Source organism: Rhodanobacter sp. GW835-FHT13D09 (genome assembly GCF_058793995.1).
Genome location: NZ_JBXAGL010000001.1, coordinates 283,030 through 305,334 on the forward strand (window position 1 = coordinate 283,030; position 22,305 = coordinate 305,334).

Sequence of the window (22,305 nt, forward strand, 5' to 3'; positions counted from 1 at the left end):
CAGCACTTGTGAAGAAAACCACTTCTTGTTGGTTTCTTCCGTCGCGAGTCCGGCACATGGCCGGGCTTCGAGGTTGAAAAATCCACAACCTCTCAGCGCAGGCTGGAACGGCGCACCATCAACTTCACCGGCAGCACTTCGCTGTCGGCCGGCTGGCCGCGGATCAGGCTGAGCAGGCTGTCGACCAGCACTTCGCCGGCCTGCTTGGTGTCCTGCAGCACGGTGGTCAGCGGCGGGTTGACGAAGCTGGCCATGGGGATGTCGTCGAAGCCGGCCATCGCCACGTCCTGCGGCACTCGCAGCCCGTGGTCGCCGAGCGCGCGCATGGCGCCGATCGCGATGAGGTCGCTGGCGGCGAACACCGCGTCGAAGCCGACCTCGCGCAGGATCAGGCTGCGCATCGCCTCGTAGCCGGAGCGCTCGGTGCTCTCGGCGTTTTCCTGCAGCGCCGGGTCCACTTCCACCCCGGCCTGCTGCAGCGCGTCGACGTAGCCGCGATAGCGCCCGAAGAATTCCGGGTAGTGGCTGGACGCGTCGCCGAGGAAGGCGATGCGGCGGCAGCCGCGTTCCAGCAGGTGTTCGGCCACCGCCTGGCCGCCGCGGAAGTTGTCGCAGCCGATCGACACGCCGGGCTGGTCCGACAGCACCGCGCCCCAGCGCACGAAGCGGGTGCCCTGGGCGACCAGTTTTTCCAGCTTGTCGGTATACGCCAGGTAGTCGCCGTAGCCGAGCAGGATCAGGCCGTCGGCCTTCTTGCTGTCGGCGAAATCGGCGTGCCAGTCACGCGAGAACTGCTGGAACGAGATCAGCAGGTCGTAGCCCTGCAGCGCGCAGGCGCGGGTGATCGAGCCCAGCATCGACAGGAAGAACGGGTTGATGTGCGACTCGTCGGCGGTGGGGTCCTCGAAGAACAGCAGCGCCAGCGTGCCGGTGTGCATCCGGCGCAGGTTGGAGGCGTTCTTGTCGACCTTGTAGTTGAGCTGCTCGGCGGCGGCCTGGATGCGCCGCCGGGTTTCCTCATTGACCAGCGGGCTGCCGCGCAGCGCGCGCGACACCGTGGCCTGGGACACCCCGGCCAGGTGGGCAATGTCGATCGATGTGGCTTTTCCCTTCATCCGCAGCCTGACCCGGAGTCCACCTGCCGCCCGGCACGACGCCGGCGCCCCCGAATCCTAGCCGGTTTGCGCGCCGCCTGTCGTATACCGCCCGCCGCGCCTCGCGGCAGGCGCAGTCCGGCGCATGCGGCGCGGCGGCCTGGCGGGACGGGGCCTGCTCCGGGGCCTTCATGCGTGCATGTCCTCCAGTTCGATGCCCTTGGTTTCGCGCACCGCGTACAGCACGAACAGCAGCGACAGCAGCGCGAAGCCGGCATACAGCCCGTAGGCCATGGTCAGGCCCAGCTCGGCCAGCGCCGGGAACGTGCTGGTGATCGCGAAGTTGGCCAGCCACTGCGCCGCCGCAGCCACCGCCAGCGCGGTGGCGCGGATCCGGTTCGGGAACATCTCGCCCAGCAGCACCCACACCACCGGACCCCAGCTCACCCCGAAGAACACCACGTAGGCGTTCGCCGCGACCAGCGCCACCATGCCGGTGGCACCGGGCAGACTCAGCGTGGCGCCGCTGCCGGTGGCCTGCGAGAAGCACCACGCCATCAGCCCCAGGGTGATCGCCATGCCGGCCGAGCCGACCACCAGCAGGGGCTTGCGGCCGATCCTGTCCACCAGCGCGATCGCCACCAGGGTGACCAGCACGTTGACGATCGAGGTGACCACGGTGATGGTGAACGAGTCGGCCTCGCTGAAGCCCACCGAGTGCCACAGGGTGGACGAGTAGTAAAAGATCACGTTGATGCCCACGAACTGCTGGAACACCGACAGCAGGATGCCGACCCATACCACCGGCAGCAGGCCGGCCGCCTTGCCGCGCAGGTCGCTCAGGCGCGGCTGGTGTTCCGAGCGCAAGCTGTCGGCGATGTCGCGCAGCTTGTTGTCCAGCGCGGTCTCGTTGTGCATGTTCAGCACGTTGCGCAGCACCACGCGGGCCTCGTCGAGGCGACCCTTGGCGACCAGGTGGCGCGGCGATTCCGGCACGCCCAGCACCAGGGTTCCGTAGACCAGCGCCGGCAGCGTCGCCACCAGGAACATCCAGCGCCAGGCCGCCAGGCCGAGCCACGACGGTTGCGCCGCGCCGCCGGCCACGCCGGCCAGCCACGCGTCGCTGAGCAGCGCGGCGAAGATCCCCAGCACGATCGCCAGCTGCTGCATCGAGCCGAGCCGGCCGCGGATGTGCGCGGGCGACACCTCGGCGATGTAGGTGGGCGCGATCACCGAGGCCACGCCCACGCCGATGCCGCCGACCAGCCGCCACAGGACCAGGTCCCACACCCCGGTCACCAGGCCCGAGCCCAGCGCGCTGGCCACCAGCAGCGCCGCCGCCACCTGCATCGTGCGCACGCGGCCGAAGCGGTTCGCCAGCATGCCGGCATACCAGGCGCCCACGGCCGAGCCGAGCAGCGCACAGGACACCGCGAAGCCGATCTGCGCCGCGTCGAGCGCGAAGCCCCCGCGTACCGCGTCGACCGCGCCGTTGATCACCGCCGTGTCGAAACCGAACAGGAACCCGCCCAGCGCCGCCGCCGCCGAGATCAGCACCACCCGCGCGGTGGCACGCTGGCCCAACCCGTCGCCCGTCATGTCGATCGTGCCCATCGCGTCTCCCCAACGTCATGGCATCAAGATGCGCCCGAGTCTGCACCGTGGCACTTGATCGTGTCCGGCTGAATACGTATGCAGTCGCCCGCTTCGCCCGGCAGGGCGGGCATGGGCCCGGCGCCCCTGCTCCGCTCCGCACCACGCCACGCCGGGGAGAGCCGGCGGACAGTGTCCGCCCTACGCAGGGCTGTTGATCACCGCGAGGAAGTCGCGGCCGTAGCGCTTGAGCTTGGCGTCGCCCACGCCGCTGACGCCGGCCAGCTCGTCCTCGTTGGCCGGCATCGCGCGCAGCATCGCCAGCAAGGTGGCGTCGTGGAACACCACATAGGGCGGTACGCCCTGCTGCTTTGCCAGTTGCGTGCGCAAGGCGCGCAGCGCATCCCACAGATCCTGCTCGTACGCCTCGATGCCGAGACTGCCGCCTGTGACCAGCTTGCTGTCGCGGCGACGCCGGCTGGCGCGCTCCGGGCGGGCGTCCTCGCGCAACTTCACCGGCCGGGTGCCGCTGAGCACGCTGCGGCTGGCGGCGGTCAGGCGCAGGGTGCCGTAGCCTTCAGCGTCGGCCTCCAGCAAGCCGGCGGCGAGCAGCTGGCGGAACACCGAACGCCACTGTTTCTCGTCGAGATCGGCACCGACGCCGAAGGTGCTGAGCCGGTGATGGTCGAGGCTCAGCACACGCTCGGTCTCCTCGCCGCGCAGCACGTCGATGACGTGGCCGGAGCCGAACCGCTGGCCGGTGCGGTACACCGCCGACAGCGCCTTCTGCGCCGGCACGGTGGCGTCCCAGGTTTTCGGCGGCGCGAGGCAGTTGTCGCAATGTCCGCAGGAGCCCGGATGGTTTTCGCCGAACGCGCCCAGCAACAGCTGGCGGCGGCAGTCGGTGGCCTCGGCATACGCCAGCAGCGACTCCAGCTTCTGCCGTTCCACCCGCTTGCGCTCGTCGGCCGATTCGGACTGCGCGATCATCTGGCTCATGGTGACCACGTCGGACAGGCCGTAGATCATCCACGCCTCGGCCGGCAGGCCGTCGCGGCCGGCGCGACCGGTCTCCTGGTAGTAGCCCTCGATGCTGCGCGGCAGGTCCAGGTGCGCCACGAAGCGCACGTCGGGCTTGTCGATGCCCATGCCGAACGCCACCGTGGCGACCATCACCACGCCATCCTCGCGCAGGAAGCGCTGCTGGTTCTTCGCGCGGGTCGCCGCATCGAGACCGGCGTGGTACGGCAGCGCCTCGACGCCCAGCTCGGCCAGCCATGCGGCGGTGTCGTCCACCTTGCGCCGGCTGAGGCAGTACACGATGCCGGATTCGCCCTGGTGGCCCTGCAGGAACTCGGTGAGCTGGCGCTTCGCGTTGTGGCGCAGGCCGACCCGGTAGCCGATGTTCGGCCGGTCGAAGCTGGACACGAACTGCCGCGCGCCCTGCAGCGACAGCCGCTCGACGATCTCCTCGCGGGTGCCCGGGTCGGCGGTGGCGGTGAGCGCGATGCGCGGCACGTCGGGGAAGCGCTGGTGCAGCACCGCCAGCTCGCGGTACTCGGGGCGGAAGTCGTGGCCCCACTGCGACACGCAGTGCGCCTCGTCGATCGCGAACAGCGCCACTTCGGTGCGCTCGAGCTGGGCCAGGAAGCGCGGCGTGAGCAGGCGCTCGGGCGCCACGTAGAGCAGGTTCAGCTCACCGGCCAGCAGCTGGCGTTCGACCTGGCGCTGCGCTTCAGCGCCGAGGCTGGAGTTGAGATAGGCGGCCGCCACGCCCGCCTCGCGCAGCGCATCGACCTGGTCCTGCATCAGCGCGATCAGCGGCGACACCACGACGCCGGTGCCCTGCCGCATGAGCGCGGGGATCTGGTAGCACAGCGACTTGCCGCCGCCGGTGGGCATCAGCACCAGCGCGTCGCCGCCCTCGGCGAGATGCTCGACCACGGCCTGTTGCTGGCCGCGGAAACTGGGATAACCGAAAACGCTTTGCAGCAGGTCGAGGGCGGAGGCTTTCATCGACGACATGCTAGCAAACCCGCCCGACCCGGCCGCCGGGAAAAGCTGTGGCGACCCGTCGGCGGCGTCGCCGGTCAAGCGTCCGGCATGCCCCACAGCGCGTGGTCGAGATCGCCATCCAGGCCGAACCGCGACAGCGGCACCCGGCCGTTCCTCACCTCCACGCCTTCCGCCCGCAATCGCCTGGATTGCTCGCGGAAACCACGGCTGCCCGGCGGCATCGCGATGTGCCCGCTGGAGCGCAGCACGCGGTACCACGGCAATTCCATGCCGTCGGGCACCTCGCCCAGCAACCGGCCGACCAGCCGCGCCCGCCCCGGCAAGCCGGCGCGGGCGGCGATGGCGCCGTAGCTGGCGACCCGGCCGCGCGGTATCGCGGCGATGGCGGCGTAGATGCGGGTGGCGGCCTCATGCATGGTTCACGCGACGCAGGCGGTGGGTCGTGGCAGAGTAGCTTCCGACCTTCGCCAGCGGAAGCCGCCGCATGCGCCACTTCGAAGCCGTGCGTTCCCATATCGGCAGCCAGCACGAACTGCGCCAGAACGATCCGTACCTGATCAGTTTCGACCTGCAACTGGCGCAGGGCCACAGCCAGGGCATCTACCTGGCCGAGCTGGAAGACGAATCGGGGCGGCGCTACCTGCGCATCTCCACCCCGATCGGGCCGCTTGCCGGCGTCGATCCAGGCCGCTGCCTGCGCTTCAACTGGCAGCAGCGCACCGGCTTCCTCGCGGTCACCGACCTGGACGGCTCGCCCTACCTGCACCTGTGCGAGAACCGCCCCTACGAGTTCCTCGACGCCACCGAGCTGCAGCGCGTGGTGCGCGAACTGGGCATGCTCGGCGACCAGCTGGAACGGCTCATCGCGCTCGGCGAGGATTCGCTGTAGACACTTAGTCCGCCGTCAAGCCTTTTCGATGTCCTCGCGGTCGAGCGCGGTGACGAAGGTGTTCACCAGTTCCTCGCTGATCTGCGCGGCCAGCGCCTTCTCCCGCGCGCGGGTGACGGTGAACGCCGCCATCATCGCGCCGCGGTCGGGCCGGGTCAGCAGCTCGTGCAGGGCGCCGGCGCTTTCGCACACGGTGGCGGCGCTTTGTTCGAACAATTCGCAGAACTTGTCGCCTTCGCCGAAAATCGTCTGCAGTAAAAACATGCTGGCCATGCCCGGGAATACGTAACAATCATGTTACAGAACCGCCGTGCTGCCCTGCATCAATGCAGGGATGAACTGCGGCCCGCGCAGCCCTTACACTGTCCCCATGCAGCCTCCCCCGTCATCGCCGCGATGCTGACCGAAATCGCGCTCGTCCTCGTGCTGGCCTTGTGCAACGGCTTCTTCGCCCTGTCGGAGATGGCGCTGGTGGCCTCGCGCAAGAGCCGCCTCAGGCAGATGGCGCGAAACAGCCGCAAGGCCGCCACGGCCTCGCGCCACGCCGAGGCGCCGGAGCACTTCCTGTCCACCGTGCAGGTCGGCATCACCCTGGTCATGCTGATCACCGGCGCGGTGGCCGGCGATGCGCTGGGCGGCCACATCGCCGCCGCACTGCGGGGCACGTCCCCGGAATGGCTGCTGCCGTATGCGCGGGTCATCGGCATCGTATTCGGCTTCGCGCTGATCTCGTTCATCCAGATCGTGGTCGGCGAACTGGTACCCAAACGGCTGGCTCTGGCGGCGCCGGAAAAGGTGTCGTCGTACGTGGCGATCCCGATGCTGCTGCTGTCGCGGCTGACCGCGCCGTTCGTGTGGCTGCTGAATGCGTCGAGCAACCAGTTGCTGCGCCTGCTGCGGGTCAACCCGCAGGGCGGCGGCGTGGTCACCGAGGAGGAAATCCGCCTGCTGGTGGCCGAGAGCGCCGAACAGGGCGTGCTCGACGCCGACGAGCACAACATGGTCAACCGCGTGCTGCGCCTGGGCGACCGCACGGTGGACAGCGTGATGACCCCGCGCACGCGCATCGCCTGGCTGGACATCGCCGCCAGCCGCGAGAAGAACATCGAGGTGATGCGGCAAACCCCCTACTCGCGCTACCCGGTATACCGCGGCGACGAGAGCGAGGTGGTCGGCGTGGTCGAGGTCAAACTGCTGCTGCACAGCTTCGCCGAGGGCACGCCGGAGCTGTTCGGGCACCTGGCCAAGCCGCTGTTCGTACCCGCCACCGCCCGCGCGCTGGACCTGCTGGAAGAGTTCCGCGACGCCGAGACGCCGCTGGCGCTGGTGGTTGACGAGTACGGCGACATCGAGGGCGTGGTCACCGTCAACGACCTGCTGGCGGCCGTGGTCGGCGCCAGCCAGATCGGCCACGCCGGCAGCAGCGAGGACGGCCCGATCATGCAGCGCGCCGACGGCAGCTGGCTGATCGACGGCAGCTTGTCCACCGACGACCTGCGCGAACTGCTGCATATCGGCGAGCTGCCGGGCGAGGAGGAACACGGCTATCGCACCGCCGCCGGCATGGTGATGACCGCCCTCGGCCACGTGCCGCAGACCGGCGAGATGTTCGCCTGGCACGGCATCCGCTTCGAGGTGGTCGACCTCGACGGTGCCCGCATCGACAAGCTGCTGGTGACGCAGGCACCGTCGCTGGAGCCATCGGACGACGAACAGTAGGGACCATGGCTCCTCCCCCTGCCTGGCAGGGGGAGGTTGACGACCGCAGGGAGTCCTTCAGGTGAGGGAGTAGCCCGAGCTTGCCCAGAGCCGAAATCAAGAGCGAACCCCACCCCAGCCCTCCCCTGCTGCGCAGGGGAGGGAGCAAGGCCGGTTATTTGCCGTTGGCCAGCCCTGCCATCCGCTGCGCATCGGCAAGAATGCCGTGCAGCACGCGCAGCTCGCGCGCGTCCGGCTGGGCACGCTGGAACAGCTTGCGCAGGCGCAGCATGATCGTGGTGGGCTCGCGCCCCTTGTGGAAATCGATGTCGTCCAGCGTCTGCGCCAGGTGGCGGTAGAACTGCTCCATCTGCGCGGCGTCGGCGGGCGGCTCATCGTGCTCCGGCGGCCGCGCCGGCGGTTCGTCGCCGAGCATCGCCATGCGCAGTTCATAGGCCATCACCTGCACCGCCTGCGCCAGGTTGAGCGAGCTGAAGTCGTCCACGCTGGGAATCCGCACCATCGCGTGGCAACGCGCCAGTTCCTCGTTCTCCAGCCCGGTGCGCTCGTTGCCGAACACCAGCGCCACCTGTTCGCCGCGCGTCGCCGCCGCCAGCGCCTGCCGGGCCGCCTCGCGCGGCGAGAGCTCCGGCAGGTTCACGCCGCGCCGGCGCGCCGACAGGCCCAGCGCCAGGCTGCTGCCGGCCAGGCCATCGACCAGCCCGGCATGGAGACCGGCGTTGGCCAGCACGTCGTCCGCGCCGGCGGCCAGCGCGTTCGCCTCGGGATCGGGAAAACGGTGTGGTGCGACCAGCTCCATCCGCGCGAAGCCCATCGTGCGGATCGCCCGCGCCGCACTGCCGATGTTGCCGGGATGCGAGGTGCGCACCAGCACGTAGCGGATGCGGGCGGCGAGGTCGTGGAGGTCGGTCATGCGCTGGGCGGATGGGTGGGTCGGGTCGACAAGGATAGTGGACGCGGGGCGGCCAGGACCCGCCTCTGCTAGAATCGCCGGCCGCAGCCCCGCTCTCTTCCAAAGTCGATACCCATGGCCCGACCCCACGTCACGATCGCGGCGCGCGCCGCCCGTTCCGCAGGCAACGTGATCCTGCGTTACATGAACCGCATCGACGGCCTGCACGTCGTCGAGAAGCAGCAGATGGATTTCGTCTCCGAGGTCGACAAGCTGGCCGAGGCGGAAATCGTCAAGGAACTGCGCCGCGCCTACCCCGACCACGCCATCCTCGCCGAGGAAAGCGGCGCGATCGGCAAAGGCCCGCTGACCTGGGTGATCGATCCGCTGGACGGCACCCACAACTACCTGCGCGGCATCCCGCACTTCAGCGTGTCCATCGCGCTGCTGGAGAAGGGCGTGCCGATCCACGCCGTGGTGTTCGACCCGCTGCGCGACGAGCTGTACACCGCCAGCAAGGGCGACGGCTCCTACCTCAACGACCGCCGCATGCGCGTCGGCAAGCGCGAGAACCTGGGCGGCGCGATGATCGCCACCGGCTTCCCGTTCCGCCAGCGCGAACACCTCGCCGCGCAGCTGGACATGACCCGCGCCATCCTCGGCCAGGCCGAGGATATCCGTCGCTCCGGCTCCGCCGCACTGGACCTCGCCTACGTCGCCGCCGGCCGCTACGACGGCTACTTCGAGATCGGCCTGAAGCCGTGGGACATGGCCGCCGGCGTGCTGCTGGTGCACGAGGCCGGCGGTCGCTATGGCGACTTCGCCGGCCGCGACGGCATCCCGGCCAGCGGCAACCTCATCGCCGGCAATCTCAATGTGGCGAAGGCGCTGACCGACGCGATCGGCCAGCAGGCGACGCCGGGGTTGTTGAAGGCCTGAGCGGGCCGGTTCCGTGGAAACAGACGAAGGCGCCTGCGGGCGCCTTCGTCGTTTCAGGATGCCGCATCGCGCAGGAATTCGCGCAGGAACGGAATGGTGATCCGCCGCTGCGCCGCCAGCGAGGCCTGATCCAGCCGGTCGAGCAGGTCGAGCAGCGCACCGAGGTCGCGGGCGTAGCGGGCGAACAGCCAGTCCAGCACGCTGTCGTCCAGCTCGATGCCGCGCGCGGCAGCCTGGGCTTTCAGCACGGCACGGCGCTCGTCGTCGTCGAGCGGCTTCAGCGCGAATTGGGTGCAGGCACCCAGGCGCGAGCGCAGGTCGGGCAGTTCGATGCCAAGCCGGGCCGGCGTGGCATCGGCGGCGAACAGCAGTGCGTTGCCTTCGGCGCGGGTGCGGTTGTAGAGGTCGAACAGCGCGTGCTCCGCATCGCTATCGCCGGCAATGACGCCGATGTCGTCCAGCGCCAGCAGCTCGCTGCCGGCGACGCCGCGCAATGCCGCCGCGCAATCCGTCAACGTCGCCAGCGGCAGGTATTGCACGCGCCGCCCCGCCAAACTGGCCGCCTGGCAGGCGGCCATCAGCAGGTGGCTGCGGCCGCTGCCGGCGGGGCCGTGCAGGTAGACCCACGGCGCACCGGCTTGCAGCGCCAGCGCCCGCACCGCGGCCAGCGCGGCGGCGTTGGCGCCGGCGTGGAAATGGTCGAAGCGCTGGCGGGGCGGCCAGCGCAGCGCGAGCGGCAGCTGCGGGATCATGGGGCGCGGCGGTCGTCCGGCGCAGGTGCCGCGACGGTGTCCGCTTCGACGCCGCCATTCCGGTGTACGGTGACGTCCACCTCGGCGATCACCGGATCCTCCGGGCCCGCCTCGTTGTACAGCTCGCTCATGCGGTAACGCTCGATCAGGTAGCGTAGCAGCACCATGATCACCGATGCCGCCGGCAGCGCCAGCAGCACGCCGAGGAAGCCGAACAGGTAGCCGCCGGCCAGCACCGCGAACATCACCGCCACCGGGTGCAGGCCGATCTTGTCGCCGACCAGCTTGGGCACCAGCACGTAGCCTTCCAGCAGCTGGCCGACCGCGAACACGCCGCAGACCATCAGCACGTGTGTCCAGTCGCCGTACTGCACCAGCACGGCCACGATCGCCGCGACGAAGCCGATGATGAAGCCCAGGTACGGCACGAAACTGAGCAGGCCGGCGACCATGCCGATCAGCGGCCCCACGGTCAGCCCCACCACGCCGAGGGCGCCGCCGTAGAACACGCCCAGCGCCAGCATCACCAGCAACTGGCCGCGCACGAACGCGCCGAGGATCTTGTCCGACTCGTGGGCCAGGTAGGCGATGGTGGGCTGGATCGAACGCGGCAGCATGCCGTCGATCTTCGCCACCATCCGGTCCCAGTCGCGCAGCAGGTAGAACGCCACCACCGGGATCAGCACCAGGTTGGCCAGCCACGCCACGATGCCCAGCCCGGAGCGCGACACCTTGCCCAGCACCGCCGTGGCGACGCCGCCGATCGAGGCGAGGTGGCCCTTGACCGCGGCCAGCAGGCGATCGCTGTCGAAGGTATGCGGATCGAGGTGCAGGCGGGCCTGCAGCCATGGCCACACGGTGTTCTGCGCCCAGTCGCCGTAGCGCGGCAGGTTGCTGACCAGGTTCTCGATCTGGCGCGCGATCAGCGGGATCAGCAGCAGCAGCACGCCGACCACCGCCACCATGATCACCACGAACACGATGGTGGCCGCCCACGTCCGGTTCAGTCGCAGCCGCTCCAGCCGGTCGACCAGCGGATCGCCGAGGTAGGCCAGCATGGCGGCCACCGCAAACGGCATCAGCACCGGCGCCAGCAGCCAGAGCAGGTAGACGATGACTGCCGCAATGGCGAGCAGCTGCCAGCGGCGCGAGATGTCCTTGTCCTGATTCACCCGATACGCCCCGGCAAGGGATGGTCATCCGTCCGAAGAGTCCGGCCCGGGATGGGCGGGTTCTTGCGAGGGACTCGCATCATTGGAAAAGTCCGCACGGGGATTGTGCGGGGAATTCGTATCCCGTCAGTGCAGCCAGCGCAGGTTCTCGTCCGCGCCCGCATGTGGCTCGCCCTGCAGCAGCAGGTGGCCGCTGGCGGCGAGGTTCGCGGCGAGCGCGCCCATCGGTACGGAGGCCTTCACGTGCAGCAGCACGCCGTCGTTCTGCGCGCCCAGCGTCTGTACCTGCTTCACCGAGGGGTCCTCCTGCAGGGTCGCCATCAGATTGGCGTAATCCATCGCGGATTCGAGCCCGCTGACCCACAGCTTGCCTTCGCTGGGGCCGGCGCCGATCACGTTGAGCTGCTTGCCGAGCCGATCGACCAAGCCATGGCCGGCATCGCCGAGCACGACGGCCGTGGTGCCCTGGTCGCTCCAGTGTTGCGCCTGGCCGCCCGAGACCAGGGTCCAGTCGGCACCGCCGTCGCGCAGCTTGCCCAGCAGGACCAGGCCGGTGTGGTAGCGCTGGTTGATCGCCGCCAGCGCGGCCGGATCGGTGGCGGCGACCTTGGCCACGTCCGGCGGATTGGCCGCGTCGGGGTAGGCCAGGTTGGTGCCGCGCGCCCCGGCGGTTGCGGCCAGGCCGGCCAGCGCCGCCTGATCGAGCAGGCGACCGTCACTGCCGCGCACCAGCAGCAGTACCGGCGGCTTGATGCCGGCACTGCGCACGCCCAGCTTCGACACCAGCCGGCGCACCGCGCCGGGCTCGAACTCCACGTCCAGTACCAGCCCGGTCGCGGCGCGCTGGTACTGGAATTTCTGCACCATCGAGGCCGCCGTACCCAGCGCCTCGGCGTAGCCGGGGTTGCTGCGCAGGTCCTGGCCGCCGGCGACCCGCGCCAGCACCTGGCCCAGCGCGGTGGCGAACGCCTGGTCGCGCTGCGCGTCGCTGGTGTCGGCCAGCGGCACCACCACCGAGTACGGCGAGCCCGCTGCCGCCTGCGCGTGCAGCGGCGGCAATATGGCGAGGCCCAGCAGCAGGGTGGCGATCAGCAGGCGTGACAGGCGCATGGAAGGGGCATCTTTGAGGGGAAGCTCCCGGGAAGTCTGCCCAATCGCGCCCCCAGCGTCCATGCCGGCGGTCACCAAACCCACGGCGGCCGGCCGGCAACGGCGCCGCAAGCTGCTAGAATTGCGCGTTTCGTCCACGCCGGTTCCCGCCATGTCTGACGCCCTCACCTACCGCGCCGCCGGCGTCGATATCGACGCCGGCAATGCGCTGGTCGAACGCATCAAGCCGCTGGTCAAGCGCACCTTCCGCCCCGAGGTGATGGGCGGCCTGGGCGGCTTCGGCGGCCTGTTCGACCTGAGCGGCCGCTACCGCGAGCCGGTACTGGTCTCCGGCACCGACGGCGTGGGCACCAAGCTGAAGCTGGCGCAGACGCTGCACCGCCACGACACCATCGGTATCGACCTGGTCGGCATGTGCGTCAACGACGTGCTGGTGCAGGGCGCCGAGCCGCTGTTCTTCCTCGACTACTTCGCCACCGGCAAGCTCGACGTGGACACCGCCTCCGCCGTGGTCGGCGGCATCGCCGCGGGCTGCGAACTGGCCGGCTGCGCGCTGATCGGCGGCGAGACCGCCGAGATGCCGGACATGTACCCGCCGGGCGAATACGACCTGGCCGGCTTCACCGTGGGCGCGGTGGAGAAGTCGCGGATGCTCGCCGGCGACGCCATCGTGGCCGGCGACGTGGTGCTGGGCGTGGCCTCCAGCGGACCGCACTCGAACGGCTATTCGCTGATCCGCAGGATCCTCGAGCGCGCCGGCTGCACGCCCGACAATGGCGGGCTGGAGCTCGACCTCGGCGGCGTGAAACTGGTCGACTCGCTGATGGCGCCGACCACGATCTACGTCAAGAGCATGCTCGACCTGCTCCGCGCACAGCCGGAGCAGGTCCACGGCATGGCCCACATCACCGGCGGCGGCCTCAAGGAAAACATCATCCGGGTGGTGCCGGACGGCCTCGGCATCGCGCTGGACGCGTCCGCCATCGTGCTGCCGCCGGTATTCGACTGGCTGATGCGCGAAGGCAACGTGGCGCGCGGGGAAATGTGGCGCACGTTCAACTGCGGCGTCGGTTTCACCGTGATCCTGCCGCGCGACGCGGTGGCCGCCGCCTCCGCGCTGCTGGCCAAGCACGGCCTGGCCAGCTCGGTGATCGGCGCGATCGTGCCCGCGCAGGGCGACGAACGCGTGCATATCGGCTGATCCGTTCGGTGCCGGCCATGCCAGCCAAAGTCGCCGTGCTCGCCTCCGGGCGCGGCAGCAACCTTGCTGCGCTGCTCGAGGCGCGCGCGCGCGGCGAACTGCCGGTCGAGTTCGTGCTGGTCGGCAGCGACAAGGCCGGCGCCGGCGCGCTGCGCCTGGCCGAGGCGGCCAGCGTCCCCACCCTGACGCTGGATCCGCGCAGCTACCCCGACCGCCGCGCATTCGACCTCGACCTGTTCCGGCGCATTGCCGCCAGTGGCGCCGATTGGCTGGTGCTGGCCGGCTTCATGCGCATCCTCGACGGCGAGGCGCTGAAGCCGTGGGTGGGCCGGATCATCAACATCCATCCCTCGCTGCTGCCGAAATACCGCGGCCTGCACACCCATCGCCGCGCGCTGGAAGCCGGCGATGCCGAGCACGGCGCCAGCGTGCATTTCGTCACCGCCGAGCTGGACGGCGGCCCGGTGATCGCGCAAGCACGCCTGGCGATCGAGGCCGGCGACGACGAGGAACGTCTGGCGCAGCGCCTGCTGCCGCTGGAACACCGGCTGCTGCCGGCGGTGCTGAACCTGCTGGCCGCGGGGCGGCTGCAATGGGATGGTGCGCCGCGCTTCGACGGGCAGCCGCTGTCGACCCCGTTGCGGCTGGGCGACGACGGCCTCGTTCCTTAAAGCCGGTTCAGCCCGGTCTCGGCAGACTCCGCGCATGACCATCCGACCCCTGCTCGCCCCCCTGCTCGGCCTCGGCCTGCTGCTCGGCGCCCGGACCGCGCCCGCCGCCACGCCTGGCGCCTTCACCGCCACCTACAACGTGTCGCAGGGCGGCCAGCCGATGGGTGTCGCCACGGTGACCCTGCGCGCGGCCGGCAACGGCGAGTGGATCTATGGCAAGGACACCAAGGGCACCGACGGGCTGGCCGCCCTGCTCGGCGCCAGCGTCACGGAAAGCTCGCGTTTCCGCTGGAAGGGCGACGTGCCCGAGGCGGTCGGCTACGACTACCGGATGCAGACCGCGGTGAAGGCCAAGCAGCGCCACCTGGTGGTCGACTGGCCGAAAAACCGCGTGACCGTGGACGAGGGCAAGGGTCCGCGGAGCTATCCGGCCAGCCCGGGCATGGTCGAGCGCAATACGCTGGCGCTGGCGCTGGGGCTGGCACTGCGCGATGGCAGGCGGCAGGTCACGCTGCCGGTCGCGGTGCGCCAGGAGGTGCAGGCGCAGCACTTCGAGGTGACCGGCAAGGAGACCGTGAAGGTCCCCGCCGGCAGCTTCGCCGCGCAACGGGTCGACCGCACCGACGCCGACCGCGGCTTCAGCGCCTGGTACGCCCCCGGCCGTTACCCGCTGCCGGTGAAACTGTCGCAGCACGACGGCGGCGACATGGTGATGGAACTGGTGAGCTACAAGGCCGACTGAACCGCGGGCACGATTCCCCCCAGGCCGGGGTTGGACGTTGACTTCCACTCGTCAGATGCAAATAATTCGCATTTGCCGAATGGAATCCCCCTATGCTTCACCCGCTGCCGCGGCGTTTCCTGCCGCTTCTCCTCCTGTCCGCCGCCAGCCTCGCCGGCAGCCTCTGCGCTCCCCAGGCCCAGGCCGAAGAAAGCATGTTCGGCTACGTCTACACCACCGACCTGCTGCCCAAGGGCGCGATGGAAATGGAGCAGTGGGCGACCTGGCGCCACCAGAAGGCGGGCGGCCGCTTCAACCAGCTCGACGGCCGCACCGAATTCGAATACGGCCTGGCCGACAACCTGCAGGTGGCGCTGTACGCCAACTACCTGCAGGCCTCTGCGTACCGCAACGGTCCCTATGGCGTCACCACGCCGCCCGAGCCGCTGTCCTACGACCAGCCCACGCCCTACGCCCACTACAACGGCAAGCGCTTCGTCGGTTTCTCGGGAGAGATGATCTGGCGCGTGCTCAGCCCTTACACCGACGGGCTGGGCGTGGCGTTCTACCTCGAACCCACAGTGGGACCGGCGTTCCGCGAGCTGGAAGCGAAGCTGATCCTGCAGAAGAACTTCCTCGACGACCGCCTGGTGATGGCCTTCAATGCCACCTACGCGCCGGAGTGGCGCTATCAGGAGGACTCGGCCGACCCGACCCGCAAGAGCTGGAACTACGAGGTAGACGCCAATCTCGGCTTCGCCGCGTCGTACCGCTTCATGCCGAACTGGTCGGCCGGCTTCGAGCTGGAGAACGAGCACGAGTACAACAGCTACCACTTCACCCGCCAGACCAACAACGCCACTTATTTCGGCCCGGTGATCCACTACGGCGGCCGCCGCTTCTTCGTCACCGCCACCCTGTTGCAGCAGCTACCCTGGGCCAGCGAGCAGGCCAACGGCGAACCCGGCGCGGTGGTCGGCGGACGCAGCTACGACGTCGACTTCGAGAAATGGCGCCTGCGCGTGAAGGCTGGCTTCTACTTCTGATGGTCCGAGGACACCGATGAAATCCCGTCTCGTGCTGCTTCCCGTGGCCGCCCTGGTGGTGGCCGCGCCGGTCCATGCCACCGTCTACCTCACGGTGGAACAGGCGCAGGCGCTGATGTTCCCCGGCGCCACGCTGACCCCGGCCTTCGCCAACCTCACCCCGGCGCAGGTCAAGGCGATCGAGCGCGACTGCGGCGTCGACGTGCTCAATCCGCAGCTGAAGGTATGGCGCAGTTCGAGCGGCGGCTGGTTCATCGCCGACCAGGTGGTGGGCAAGCACGACTTCATCCCGTTCGCGCTGGCGCTGGACGCGCACGGCGCGGTGAAGGACGTGGAGATCCTCGAGTACCGCGAAACCTACGGCGACGGCGTGCGCAACGCCGCCTGGCGCGCGCAGTTCACCGGCAAGAGTCACGGCGCGACGCTGGAACTGGGCGGGGACATCCAGAACATCTCCGGTGCCACGCTCTCCAGCCGGCACATCACCGACGGCGTCAAGCGCCTGCTGGCCACCTATGCCCTCGTGCTCGCCCAGCAGCCGCACGCTTGAGCGGGCGCGCCCGCTGCTGGGCACCACGGTGAGCATCCGCGTCGCCGCGGATGGCGACGAGATAGCGGCGCACCGCGCGATCGACGCGGCGTTCGCGTCGGTGGCGCAGGTGCACGCGCGGATGAGCTTCCACGAGGCGGGCAGCGACCTTTCGCGCCTGCACCGCGCGCCGGTCGGCGAATGGGTGACGATCGACCCGCATACCGCCGCCGTGCTGCGCGCGGCACTGGCGTTCTCCGCCCGCAGCGACGGCGCGTTCGACGTGACCGTGGGCTCCGCGCTGGCGGCCCGCGGCCTGCTGCCGACGCCCGCCGGCGCGACGCCGGATCCCGGCGCCGACTGGCGCGATGTCGAGCTGGACGACGCGTCGCCGCGCGTGCGGCGGCGGCGCGCGCTGTGGATCGACCTCGGCGGCATCGCCAAGGGCTACGCGGTGGACTGCGCGATCGGGAGCCTGCGCGCGCATGGCATCGCGCAGGCCTGCGTCAACGCCGGCGGCGACCTGCGCCTGCTGGGCGCGGGGCTGCACCGGGTGGCAATCGATACCGGCGAATACGCGCCGGCGCACTGCCCGGTACTCGAGGTGGAGGCGGCCGCGGTCGCCACCAGCAGCGGGCGCGGCATCGAAGGCGACGGGCCGCACCTGCACGGCCGCACGCGGCACGCCACCGGCATGCAGGCGAGCGTCAGCGTGGTCGCCACGCAGTGCATGGCGGCCGACGCGCTGACCAAGATCGTGCTGGCCGACGGCGCGGCCAGCGCAGCGCTGCTGCGGGAGCTGGACGCGACCGCCTACCTGCACGCCGACGACCACTGGTCGGTGCTGGGGGCGCAGGCATGAAGCCGCACCCGATGCCGCGCCGCGCGGTCGGGCATGCCATGCCGCTGCGACTGTCGCGCCGCCGCCGCCACACGGCCTATGCCGTGGGCGGCGTGCTGTGGCTGAGCGGCGTGCTGTGGCTGCTGTTCCACTACTTCATGCAGCGGAGGGGCGAGTTCGGGACCGCCCCGCACCCGCTGGAGCCGTGGTGGCTGCGTCTGCACGCGGCGGCGGCCTTCGCCACGCTGTGGACGTTCGGCCTGGTGTGGGGCGCGCACATCGTCGCCGGCTGGCGCAGCGGACGCCACCGCCTGAGCGGCGGCTTCGCGGTGGCGCTGCTGGGCTGGCTGATCGCCACCGGCTACCTGCTCTACTACCTGGTGGACGACCGCTGGCGCGCCGTCGCCTCGCTCGCCCACTGGATCGTCGGGCTGGGCCTGCCCGCCTTGTTCGTGCTGCATGTGGTGCGCGGCCGGTGGCATCATCCCCGCGGCCGCAGCGGACCCAACCCGCCCGGCTAAACCGCTCGCGAACCGGTCCGCGCCGCCACCGGAAGACCTGCGTCGACGCGTCGCCGGGCAGCGCTCAATTCGGCAGGCGGCGGATCTTCGCACCGAGCACACCGAGCTTTTCCTCGATGTTCTCGTAGCCGCGGTCGATATGGTAGACGCGGTCCACCGTGGTGTCGCCCTTGGCCACCAGCCCGGCCAGCACCAGGCAGGCCGAGGCGCGCAGGTCGGTGGCCATGATCGGCGCACCGCTCATCTGCGCCACGCCCTGCACCACCGCGGTATTGCCCTCGAGGCGGATGTCCGCGCCGAGCCGCTGCAGTTCGTGCGCGTGCATGAAGCGGTTCTCGAACACCGTCTCGGTGACCACGCCGGTGCCCTCGGCCACGCAGTTCAGCGCGGTGAACTGCGCCTGCATGTCGGTCGGGAACGCCGGATACGGCGCGGTGCTGATGTTGACCGCCTTCGGGCGGCGGCCGCCCATGTCCAGCTCGATCCAGTCGTCGCCGGTCGCGATGTGCGCGCCGGACTCCTCCAGCTTGGCCAGTACCGCGTCCAGCGTGCTGGCGCGGGCATGCCGCGCGCGCACCTTGCCGCCGGTCATCGCCGCACCGACCAGGAAGGTGCCGGTCTCGATGCGGTCGGGCAGCACCTCGTACTCGGCGCCATGCAGGCGCTCCACGCCGTGGATGACCATGGTCGAGGTGCCGGCGCCCTCGATCTGCGCGCCCATCGCGATCAGGCAATGGGCCAGGTCAACCACCTCGGGCTCCTGCGCCGCGTTTTCGATCACCGTGGTGCCCTGCGCCAGGGTGGCCGCCATCATGATGTTCTCGGTGCCGGTGACGGTGACCATGTCCATCAGGATGCGCGTGCCCTTGAGCCGACCCGCCTTCGCCTTGATGTAGCCGTTCTCGACCGTGATCTCGGCGCCCAGCGCCTGCAGGCCGCGGATGTGCTGGTCGACCGGGCGCGAGCCGATCGCGCAGCCGCCCGGCAGCGACACCTCGGCCTGGCCGAAGCGCGCCACCAGCGGGCCGAGCACCAGGATCGAGGCGCGCATCGTGCGCACCAGGTCGTACGGCGCCACGCAGGTGCTGGTGGTGCGGGGATCGACGTGCATCTTCATGCGGTCGTCCAGCACCAGCTGCACGCCCATCTGACCGAGCAGCTCGATGAACGTGGTGACGTCGTGCAGGTGCGGCACGTTGCCGATGCTGACCGGCTCGTCGGCCAGCAGGCAACCGGCGAGGATCGGCAGCACGGCGTTCTTGGCGCCGGAAATGCCCACCTCGCCATGGAGCGGCGTACCGCCGCTGATCAGGATCTTGGCCATCTAAAGTCCTTCAATCGAAACTCGGAGGGGGAAGTGCGGCTGCAGCCCTCAATGGCGCGCCGCGGCTTCCTCGGGGGTCAGCGTCTTCAGGGCCAGCGCGTGGATCGCGCCGCCCATCAGCTCGCCCAGCGTGGCGTAAACCAGCCGGTGCCGGGCCAGCGGCAGCTTGCCGGCGAACTGGCTGGCGACCACGGTGGCCTCGAAATGCACGCCATCATCGCCACTCACCTCCACCTGGGCGCCGGGCAGGCCGTTCACGATCATTGCCTGGATGCGGGCAGGGTCCATCGGGAGTGTTCCATGGGAGAGGGCTGGCCAGCCGGAAAGGGGGTTCCGTCGCGACGGGAACCCATCGCACTGGCTCAATGACGTTAAAATGCGAATATGCCATGGTAATGGAAATCCGCTGGCGCAGAAATGACGGCGGCACCAGATCGGCACGGGCGACGCCCCTCGTCCGGCGAGATGACCGCCATTCCCTTCCTTGTCGAGCCCCCATGAACGCACGCATCGCCCAGCCCTCTCCCGCCACCCCGGCCAAGCTGGATCCGGACGCCATCATGCGCAGCGCGCGCACGGTGATCGCCACCGAAGCGGCGGCGGTCGAGGCGCTGGGGGCAAGGATCGGGCCGGCCTTCGTCGAGGCCTGCCGGCTGATCCTGGGTTGCCGGGGCCGCGTGGTGGTCAGCGGCATGGGCAAGTCGGGCCATGTTGGGCGCAAGATCGCCGCCACCCTGGCGTCCACCGGCACGCCGGCGTTCTTCGTGCACCCGGGCGAGGCCAGCCATGGCGATCTCGGCATGATCCTGCCGCAGGACGTGGTGCTGGCGATCTCCTATTCCGGTGAGACCGACGAGTTGCTGTTCATCCTGCCGGTGATCAAGCGCCAGGACATCCCGTTGATCGCGATCACCGGCCGCCCGACCTCCTCGCTGGCAACCCAGGCCGACGTGCACCTGGATGGCAGCATCTCCAGCGAAGCCTGCCCGCTGGGCCTGGCGCCGACCACCAGCACCACCGTGGCGCTGGCGCTGGGCGACGCGCTGGCGATCGCGCTGCTGGAGGCGCGCGGCTTCACCTCCGACGACTTCGCCCGCTCGCACCCGGCCGGCGCGCTGGGCCGGCGCCTGTTGCTGCACATCGCCGACGTGATGCACACCGGCGACGAGGTGCCGCGGGTAGCGCCTGACGCCAGCCTCACCGCCGCCCTGGTCGAAATGACCCGCAAGCACCTGGGCATGACCGCCGTGGTCGACGCCGACGGCCATCTGCTCGGCGTGTTCACCGACGGCGACCTGCGCCGCGCGCTGGACGACGAGGGCGTGAACCTGCGCGGCGCCACCGTGGCCGAGCTGATGACCCGCGGCCCGAAGACGATCGGCGCCGACAAGCTGGCGGCGCAGGCGGCGCAGATGATGGAGCAGCACCAGATCCACGCCCTGCTGGTGGTGGACGACGAGCAGCACGTGGTCGGCGCGCTGAACATTCACGATCTGCTCCGTGCGCGTGTGGTCTGATTCGTCTCGACGAATCAGACCAATCAAACACGCCGCTCTTGATCCTGCTCTCCCAGAATCCCGCCCGTGCCCACTGATTACCTGACCAATCTCCCCACCGATCTCCTGACCCGCGCCGCGAAGATCCGCCTGGCGGTGTTCGACGTGGACGGCACGCTGACCGACGGTCGCCTGTGGTACGGCGAGGATGGCCACGAAACCAAGGTATTCCACGTGCACGACGGGCTCGGCCTGAAGCGGCTGCAGGCAAACGGCGTGCAGGTGGCGATCATCACCGCGCGGATCAGCCACCCGGTCGCGCTGCGCGCCGAGGAACTGGACATCGCCCACGTCTACCAGGGCCAGGGCGACAAGCGCATCTGCCTGCTGCAACTGCTGGACGCGCTGCACCTGGCGCCCGAACAGGCCGCCTTCACCGGCGACGACCTGCCCGACCTGCCGCCGATGCGCGTCGCCGGGCTGGCGGTGGCGGTGGCCAACGCGCACCCCTGGGTGGCCGAGGCCGCGCACTGGCGGACCGCCCGCAGCGGCGGCATGGGTGCCGTGCGCGAGGTGTGCGACCTGATCCTGCACGCCCAGGGCCGCAGCGATGCCGAACGGGAGCGCTGGCAATGAACCTCCGCCTCTGGCTGCGCGACCGGCGCCTGCCGGCGGCGACCGTCGCCGTCGCCGTGGCCGCCGGGCTGGGCCAGTTGCTGCTCTGGTGGCTGGGGCCGGCGCCGAAGACCCCCGATTTCGTCGGCCCGCCGCGTTCCGGCTACGCCCTGACTGACGCCCGGATGACCGAGTACAACGCCGAGGGCCTGCCCAGCTTCCACCTGCAGTCGCCGCACCTGGAGCGCCGCGAGGGCGACGAATCGCTCTACCTCAACGCGCCCACCTTCCAGTTGCCGGCCAACCAGGCCGGCGTGCCGGACTGGCTGGGCCAGTCGCTGTACGGCTGGGTCAACAAGGACGGCACCCAGCTCAAGCTGCAGGGTCCGGTGGAAATGAACCGGGCGGCGTTCGACGATACGCCGGCGACCCGCATCCAGACCGCCGACGTCACCGCCTGGCCGAAGCAGAATCGCCTGGAAACCGCCGCCCCGGCGCAGATGGTGCAAGGCGGCACTAGAATCAGCGGTATCGGCATGCGCGCCGATCTCAATGACAAACACCTGGAGCTGCTCGATGACGTCCATGCCACCTTCCCGCCGCGCCAGCGCTAGGTACGCGCTCGCCGTCGTCGTCCTCGGCCTGTTCGCGACCCAGCCGGCGCTGGCCAGGAAAAGCGACCGCCAGCAGGAAATGCAGGTCGCCGCCAAGAATTTCGACGGTTTCCAGAAACCGAACAGCGTGAGCACGCTGACCGGCAACGTGGTGATCACCCAGGGCACGCTGAAGGCCACCGGCGCGCAGGCCAAGGTGTATTTCGACGCGGACACCCAGATCAGCCGGGTGGTCATCACCGGCAGCCCGGCCCATCTCGAGCAGCTGGACGACAACGGCAACCTGATGCTGGGCGACGCCGCCACGCTCGACTACGACAACGTCAATGGCATCGCGGTGCTCAGCGGCAACGCCTCGGTCACCCAGAAGGGCCGCGGCGAAGCGCATGGCGACAAGCTCACCTACAACACCGAGACCAGCCAGATGACCGGCGAGAGCGCCGGCGACGGCCTGGTCCACATGACCTTCCGGCCCAAGCCGAAACCGGCCGGCGCCGCCGCGCCCGCGCCGGCGAAAAGCGTGCCCACCCCGCAGGGGCAGCAGTAACCG

25 protein-coding genes are annotated in these 22,305 nt (G+C 70.0%); 14 read left to right on the forward strand and 11 right to left on the reverse strand.

The genetic code is table 11. The features are described 5' to 3' along the window. Positions 1-92 precede the first annotated feature (92 nt). From AC1Q5A_RS01395 to AC1Q5A_RS01410, 4 genes are all read right to left on the reverse strand, one after another. Entirely contained in the window at positions 93-1,115 is a 1,023-nt protein-coding gene (locus AC1Q5A_RS01395) for a LacI family DNA-binding transcriptional regulator (protein WP_492697512.1), read from the reverse strand. Positions 1,116-1,283: 168 nt separating this feature from the next. After that, positions 1,284-2,708: a sugar porter family MFS transporter gene (locus tag AC1Q5A_RS01400; protein WP_492697514.1), complete on the reverse strand. Its 1,425-nt coding sequence runs from the start codon at positions 2,706-2,708 to the stop codon at positions 1,284-1,286. Between the two features lie 180 nt (positions 2,709-2,888). Then, positions 2,889-4,703 carry a DNA helicase RecQ gene (recQ, locus tag AC1Q5A_RS01405; RefSeq protein WP_492697515.1) on the reverse strand — a complete coding sequence of 605 codons (1,815 nt, stop codon included), beginning with the start codon at positions 4,701-4,703 and terminating at the stop codon, positions 2,889-2,891. A 74-nt stretch (positions 4,704-4,777) separates the two neighbouring features. Continuing rightward, positions 4,778-5,119, reverse strand: coding sequence for an MGMT family protein (locus tag AC1Q5A_RS01410; protein WP_492697517.1), 342 nt, complete (start codon positions 5,117-5,119; stop codon positions 4,778-4,780). Positions 5,120-5,187: 68 nt separating this feature from the next. Here AC1Q5A_RS01410 and AC1Q5A_RS01415 point away from each other — a divergent pair, with 68 nt between their 5' ends. Continuing rightward, on the forward strand, positions 5,188-5,592 hold the full coding sequence (locus AC1Q5A_RS01415; RefSeq protein WP_492697519.1) for a hypothetical protein: 405 nt from the start codon (positions 5,188-5,190) through the stop codon (positions 5,590-5,592). Between the two features lie 15 nt (positions 5,593-5,607). On the opposite strand, the gene AC1Q5A_RS01420 is transcribed toward AC1Q5A_RS01415, so the two are convergent. Further along, positions 5,608-5,856: a hypothetical protein gene (locus tag AC1Q5A_RS01420; RefSeq protein WP_492697521.1), complete on the reverse strand. Its 249-nt coding sequence runs from the start codon at positions 5,854-5,856 to the stop codon at positions 5,608-5,610. A gap of 132 nt (positions 5,857-5,988) precedes the next feature. Here AC1Q5A_RS01420 and AC1Q5A_RS01425 point away from each other — a divergent pair, with 132 nt between their 5' ends. Then, positions 5,989-7,311, forward strand: a complete 1,323-nt coding sequence (locus tag AC1Q5A_RS01425) for a hemolysin family protein (RefSeq protein ID WP_492697523.1) — start codon at positions 5,989-5,991, stop codon at positions 7,309-7,311. Positions 7,312-7,465: 154 nt separating this feature from the next. Here AC1Q5A_RS01425 and AC1Q5A_RS01430 read toward each other — a convergent pair whose 3' ends face one another. Continuing rightward, positions 7,466-8,224: an RNA methyltransferase gene (locus AC1Q5A_RS01430; protein WP_492697525.1), complete on the reverse strand. Its 759-nt coding sequence runs from the start codon at positions 8,222-8,224 to the stop codon at positions 7,466-7,468. A gap of 114 nt (positions 8,225-8,338) precedes the next feature. On the opposite strand from AC1Q5A_RS01430, the gene AC1Q5A_RS01435 reads away from it, so the two are divergent. Further along, entirely contained in the window at positions 8,339-9,142 is an 804-nt protein-coding gene (locus AC1Q5A_RS01435) for an inositol monophosphatase family protein (protein WP_492697527.1), read from the forward strand. 53 nt (positions 9,143-9,195) lie between these two features. On the opposite strand, the gene hda is transcribed toward AC1Q5A_RS01435, so the two are convergent. The 3 genes from hda to AC1Q5A_RS01450 form a co-directional block, all read right to left on the reverse strand. Next, positions 9,196-9,894, reverse strand: a complete 699-nt coding sequence (gene hda / locus AC1Q5A_RS01440; protein ID WP_492697529.1) for a DnaA regulatory inactivator Hda — start codon at positions 9,892-9,894, stop codon at positions 9,196-9,198. After that, positions 9,891-11,066 carry an AI-2E family transporter gene (locus AC1Q5A_RS01445; RefSeq protein WP_492697530.1) on the reverse strand — a complete coding sequence of 392 codons (1,176 nt, stop codon included), beginning with the start codon at positions 11,064-11,066 and terminating at the stop codon, positions 9,891-9,893. The genes hda and AC1Q5A_RS01445 overlap by 4 nt, the downstream gene beginning before the upstream one ends. Positions 11,067-11,192: 126 nt before the next feature. After that, the gene (locus AC1Q5A_RS01450; protein ID WP_492697532.1) at positions 11,193-12,176 is read right to left on the reverse strand and encodes a DUF8605 domain-containing protein; all 984 of its coding nucleotides are present in this window, start codon (positions 12,174-12,176) and stop codon (positions 11,193-11,195) included. A gap of 151 nt (positions 12,177-12,327) precedes the next feature. On the opposite strand from AC1Q5A_RS01450, the gene purM reads away from it, so the two are divergent. From purM to AC1Q5A_RS01485, 7 genes are all read left to right on the forward strand, one after another. Then, the gene (gene purM, locus AC1Q5A_RS01455) at positions 12,328-13,377 is read left to right on the forward strand and encodes a phosphoribosylformylglycinamidine cyclo-ligase (protein ID WP_492697534.1); all 1,050 of its coding nucleotides are present in this window, start codon (positions 12,328-12,330) and stop codon (positions 13,375-13,377) included. Between the two features lie 8 nt (positions 13,378-13,385). Then, positions 13,386-14,048: a phosphoribosylglycinamide formyltransferase gene (purN, locus tag AC1Q5A_RS01460; RefSeq protein ID WP_492697536.1), complete on the forward strand. Its 663-nt coding sequence runs from the start codon at positions 13,386-13,388 to the stop codon at positions 14,046-14,048. 34 nt (positions 14,049-14,082) lie between these two features. After that, positions 14,083-14,790 (forward strand): DUF3108 domain-containing protein, encoded by a 708-nt coding sequence (locus tag AC1Q5A_RS01465; protein ID WP_492697538.1) that lies wholly within the window; start codon positions 14,083-14,085, stop codon positions 14,788-14,790. Positions 14,791-14,882: 92 nt separating this feature from the next. After that, positions 14,883-15,815, forward strand: a complete 933-nt coding sequence (locus AC1Q5A_RS01470; RefSeq protein WP_492697540.1) for a DUF6662 family protein — start codon at positions 14,883-14,885, stop codon at positions 15,813-15,815. Between the two features lie 16 nt (positions 15,816-15,831). Next, entirely contained in the window at positions 15,832-16,365 is a 534-nt protein-coding gene (locus tag AC1Q5A_RS01475) for an FMN-binding protein (protein WP_492697542.1), read from the forward strand. Further along, positions 16,331-17,206 carry an FAD:protein FMN transferase gene (locus AC1Q5A_RS01480; RefSeq protein ID WP_492697544.1) on the forward strand — a complete coding sequence of 292 codons (876 nt, stop codon included), beginning with the start codon at positions 16,331-16,333 and terminating at the stop codon, positions 17,204-17,206. Before AC1Q5A_RS01475 ends, AC1Q5A_RS01480 begins: the two co-directional genes overlap by 35 nt. After that, positions 17,203-17,706 carry a hypothetical protein gene (locus tag AC1Q5A_RS01485; RefSeq protein WP_492697545.1) on the forward strand — a complete coding sequence of 168 codons (504 nt, stop codon included), beginning with the start codon at positions 17,203-17,205 and terminating at the stop codon, positions 17,704-17,706. Before AC1Q5A_RS01480 ends, AC1Q5A_RS01485 begins: the two co-directional genes overlap by 4 nt. Before the next feature lie 64 nt (positions 17,707-17,770). On the opposite strand, the gene murA is transcribed toward AC1Q5A_RS01485, so the two are convergent. Together murA and AC1Q5A_RS01495 are read right to left on the reverse strand one after the other, a co-directional pair. After that, positions 17,771-19,030, reverse strand: a complete 1,260-nt coding sequence (murA, locus tag AC1Q5A_RS01490; RefSeq protein WP_492697547.1) for a UDP-N-acetylglucosamine 1-carboxyvinyltransferase — start codon at positions 19,028-19,030, stop codon at positions 17,771-17,773. Positions 19,031-19,078: 48 nt separating this feature from the next. Further along, a complete protein-coding gene (locus tag AC1Q5A_RS01495; protein ID WP_114340490.1) occupies positions 19,079-19,318 on the reverse strand; it encodes a BolA family protein in 240 nt (79 codons plus the stop codon). A gap of 272 nt (positions 19,319-19,590) precedes the next feature. On the opposite strand from AC1Q5A_RS01495, the gene AC1Q5A_RS01500 reads away from it, so the two are divergent. From AC1Q5A_RS01500 to lptA, 4 genes are all read left to right on the forward strand, one after another. Further along, positions 19,591-20,547, forward strand: coding sequence for a KpsF/GutQ family sugar-phosphate isomerase (locus AC1Q5A_RS01500; RefSeq protein ID WP_492698090.1), 957 nt, complete (start codon positions 19,591-19,593; stop codon positions 20,545-20,547). A gap of 66 nt (positions 20,548-20,613) precedes the next feature. After that, entirely contained in the window at positions 20,614-21,162 is a 549-nt protein-coding gene (locus AC1Q5A_RS01505) for a KdsC family phosphatase (protein WP_492697549.1), read from the forward strand. Next, entirely contained in the window at positions 21,159-21,755 is a 597-nt protein-coding gene (gene lptC, locus AC1Q5A_RS01510; protein ID WP_492697551.1) for an LPS export ABC transporter periplasmic protein LptC, read from the forward strand. The genes AC1Q5A_RS01505 and lptC overlap by 4 nt, the downstream gene beginning before the upstream one ends. Continuing rightward, on the forward strand, positions 21,718-22,302 hold the full coding sequence (gene lptA / locus AC1Q5A_RS01515; protein WP_492697554.1) for a lipopolysaccharide transport periplasmic protein LptA: 585 nt from the start codon (positions 21,718-21,720) through the stop codon (positions 22,300-22,302). Before lptC ends, lptA begins: the two co-directional genes overlap by 38 nt. Positions 22,303-22,305 lie beyond the last annotated feature (3 nt).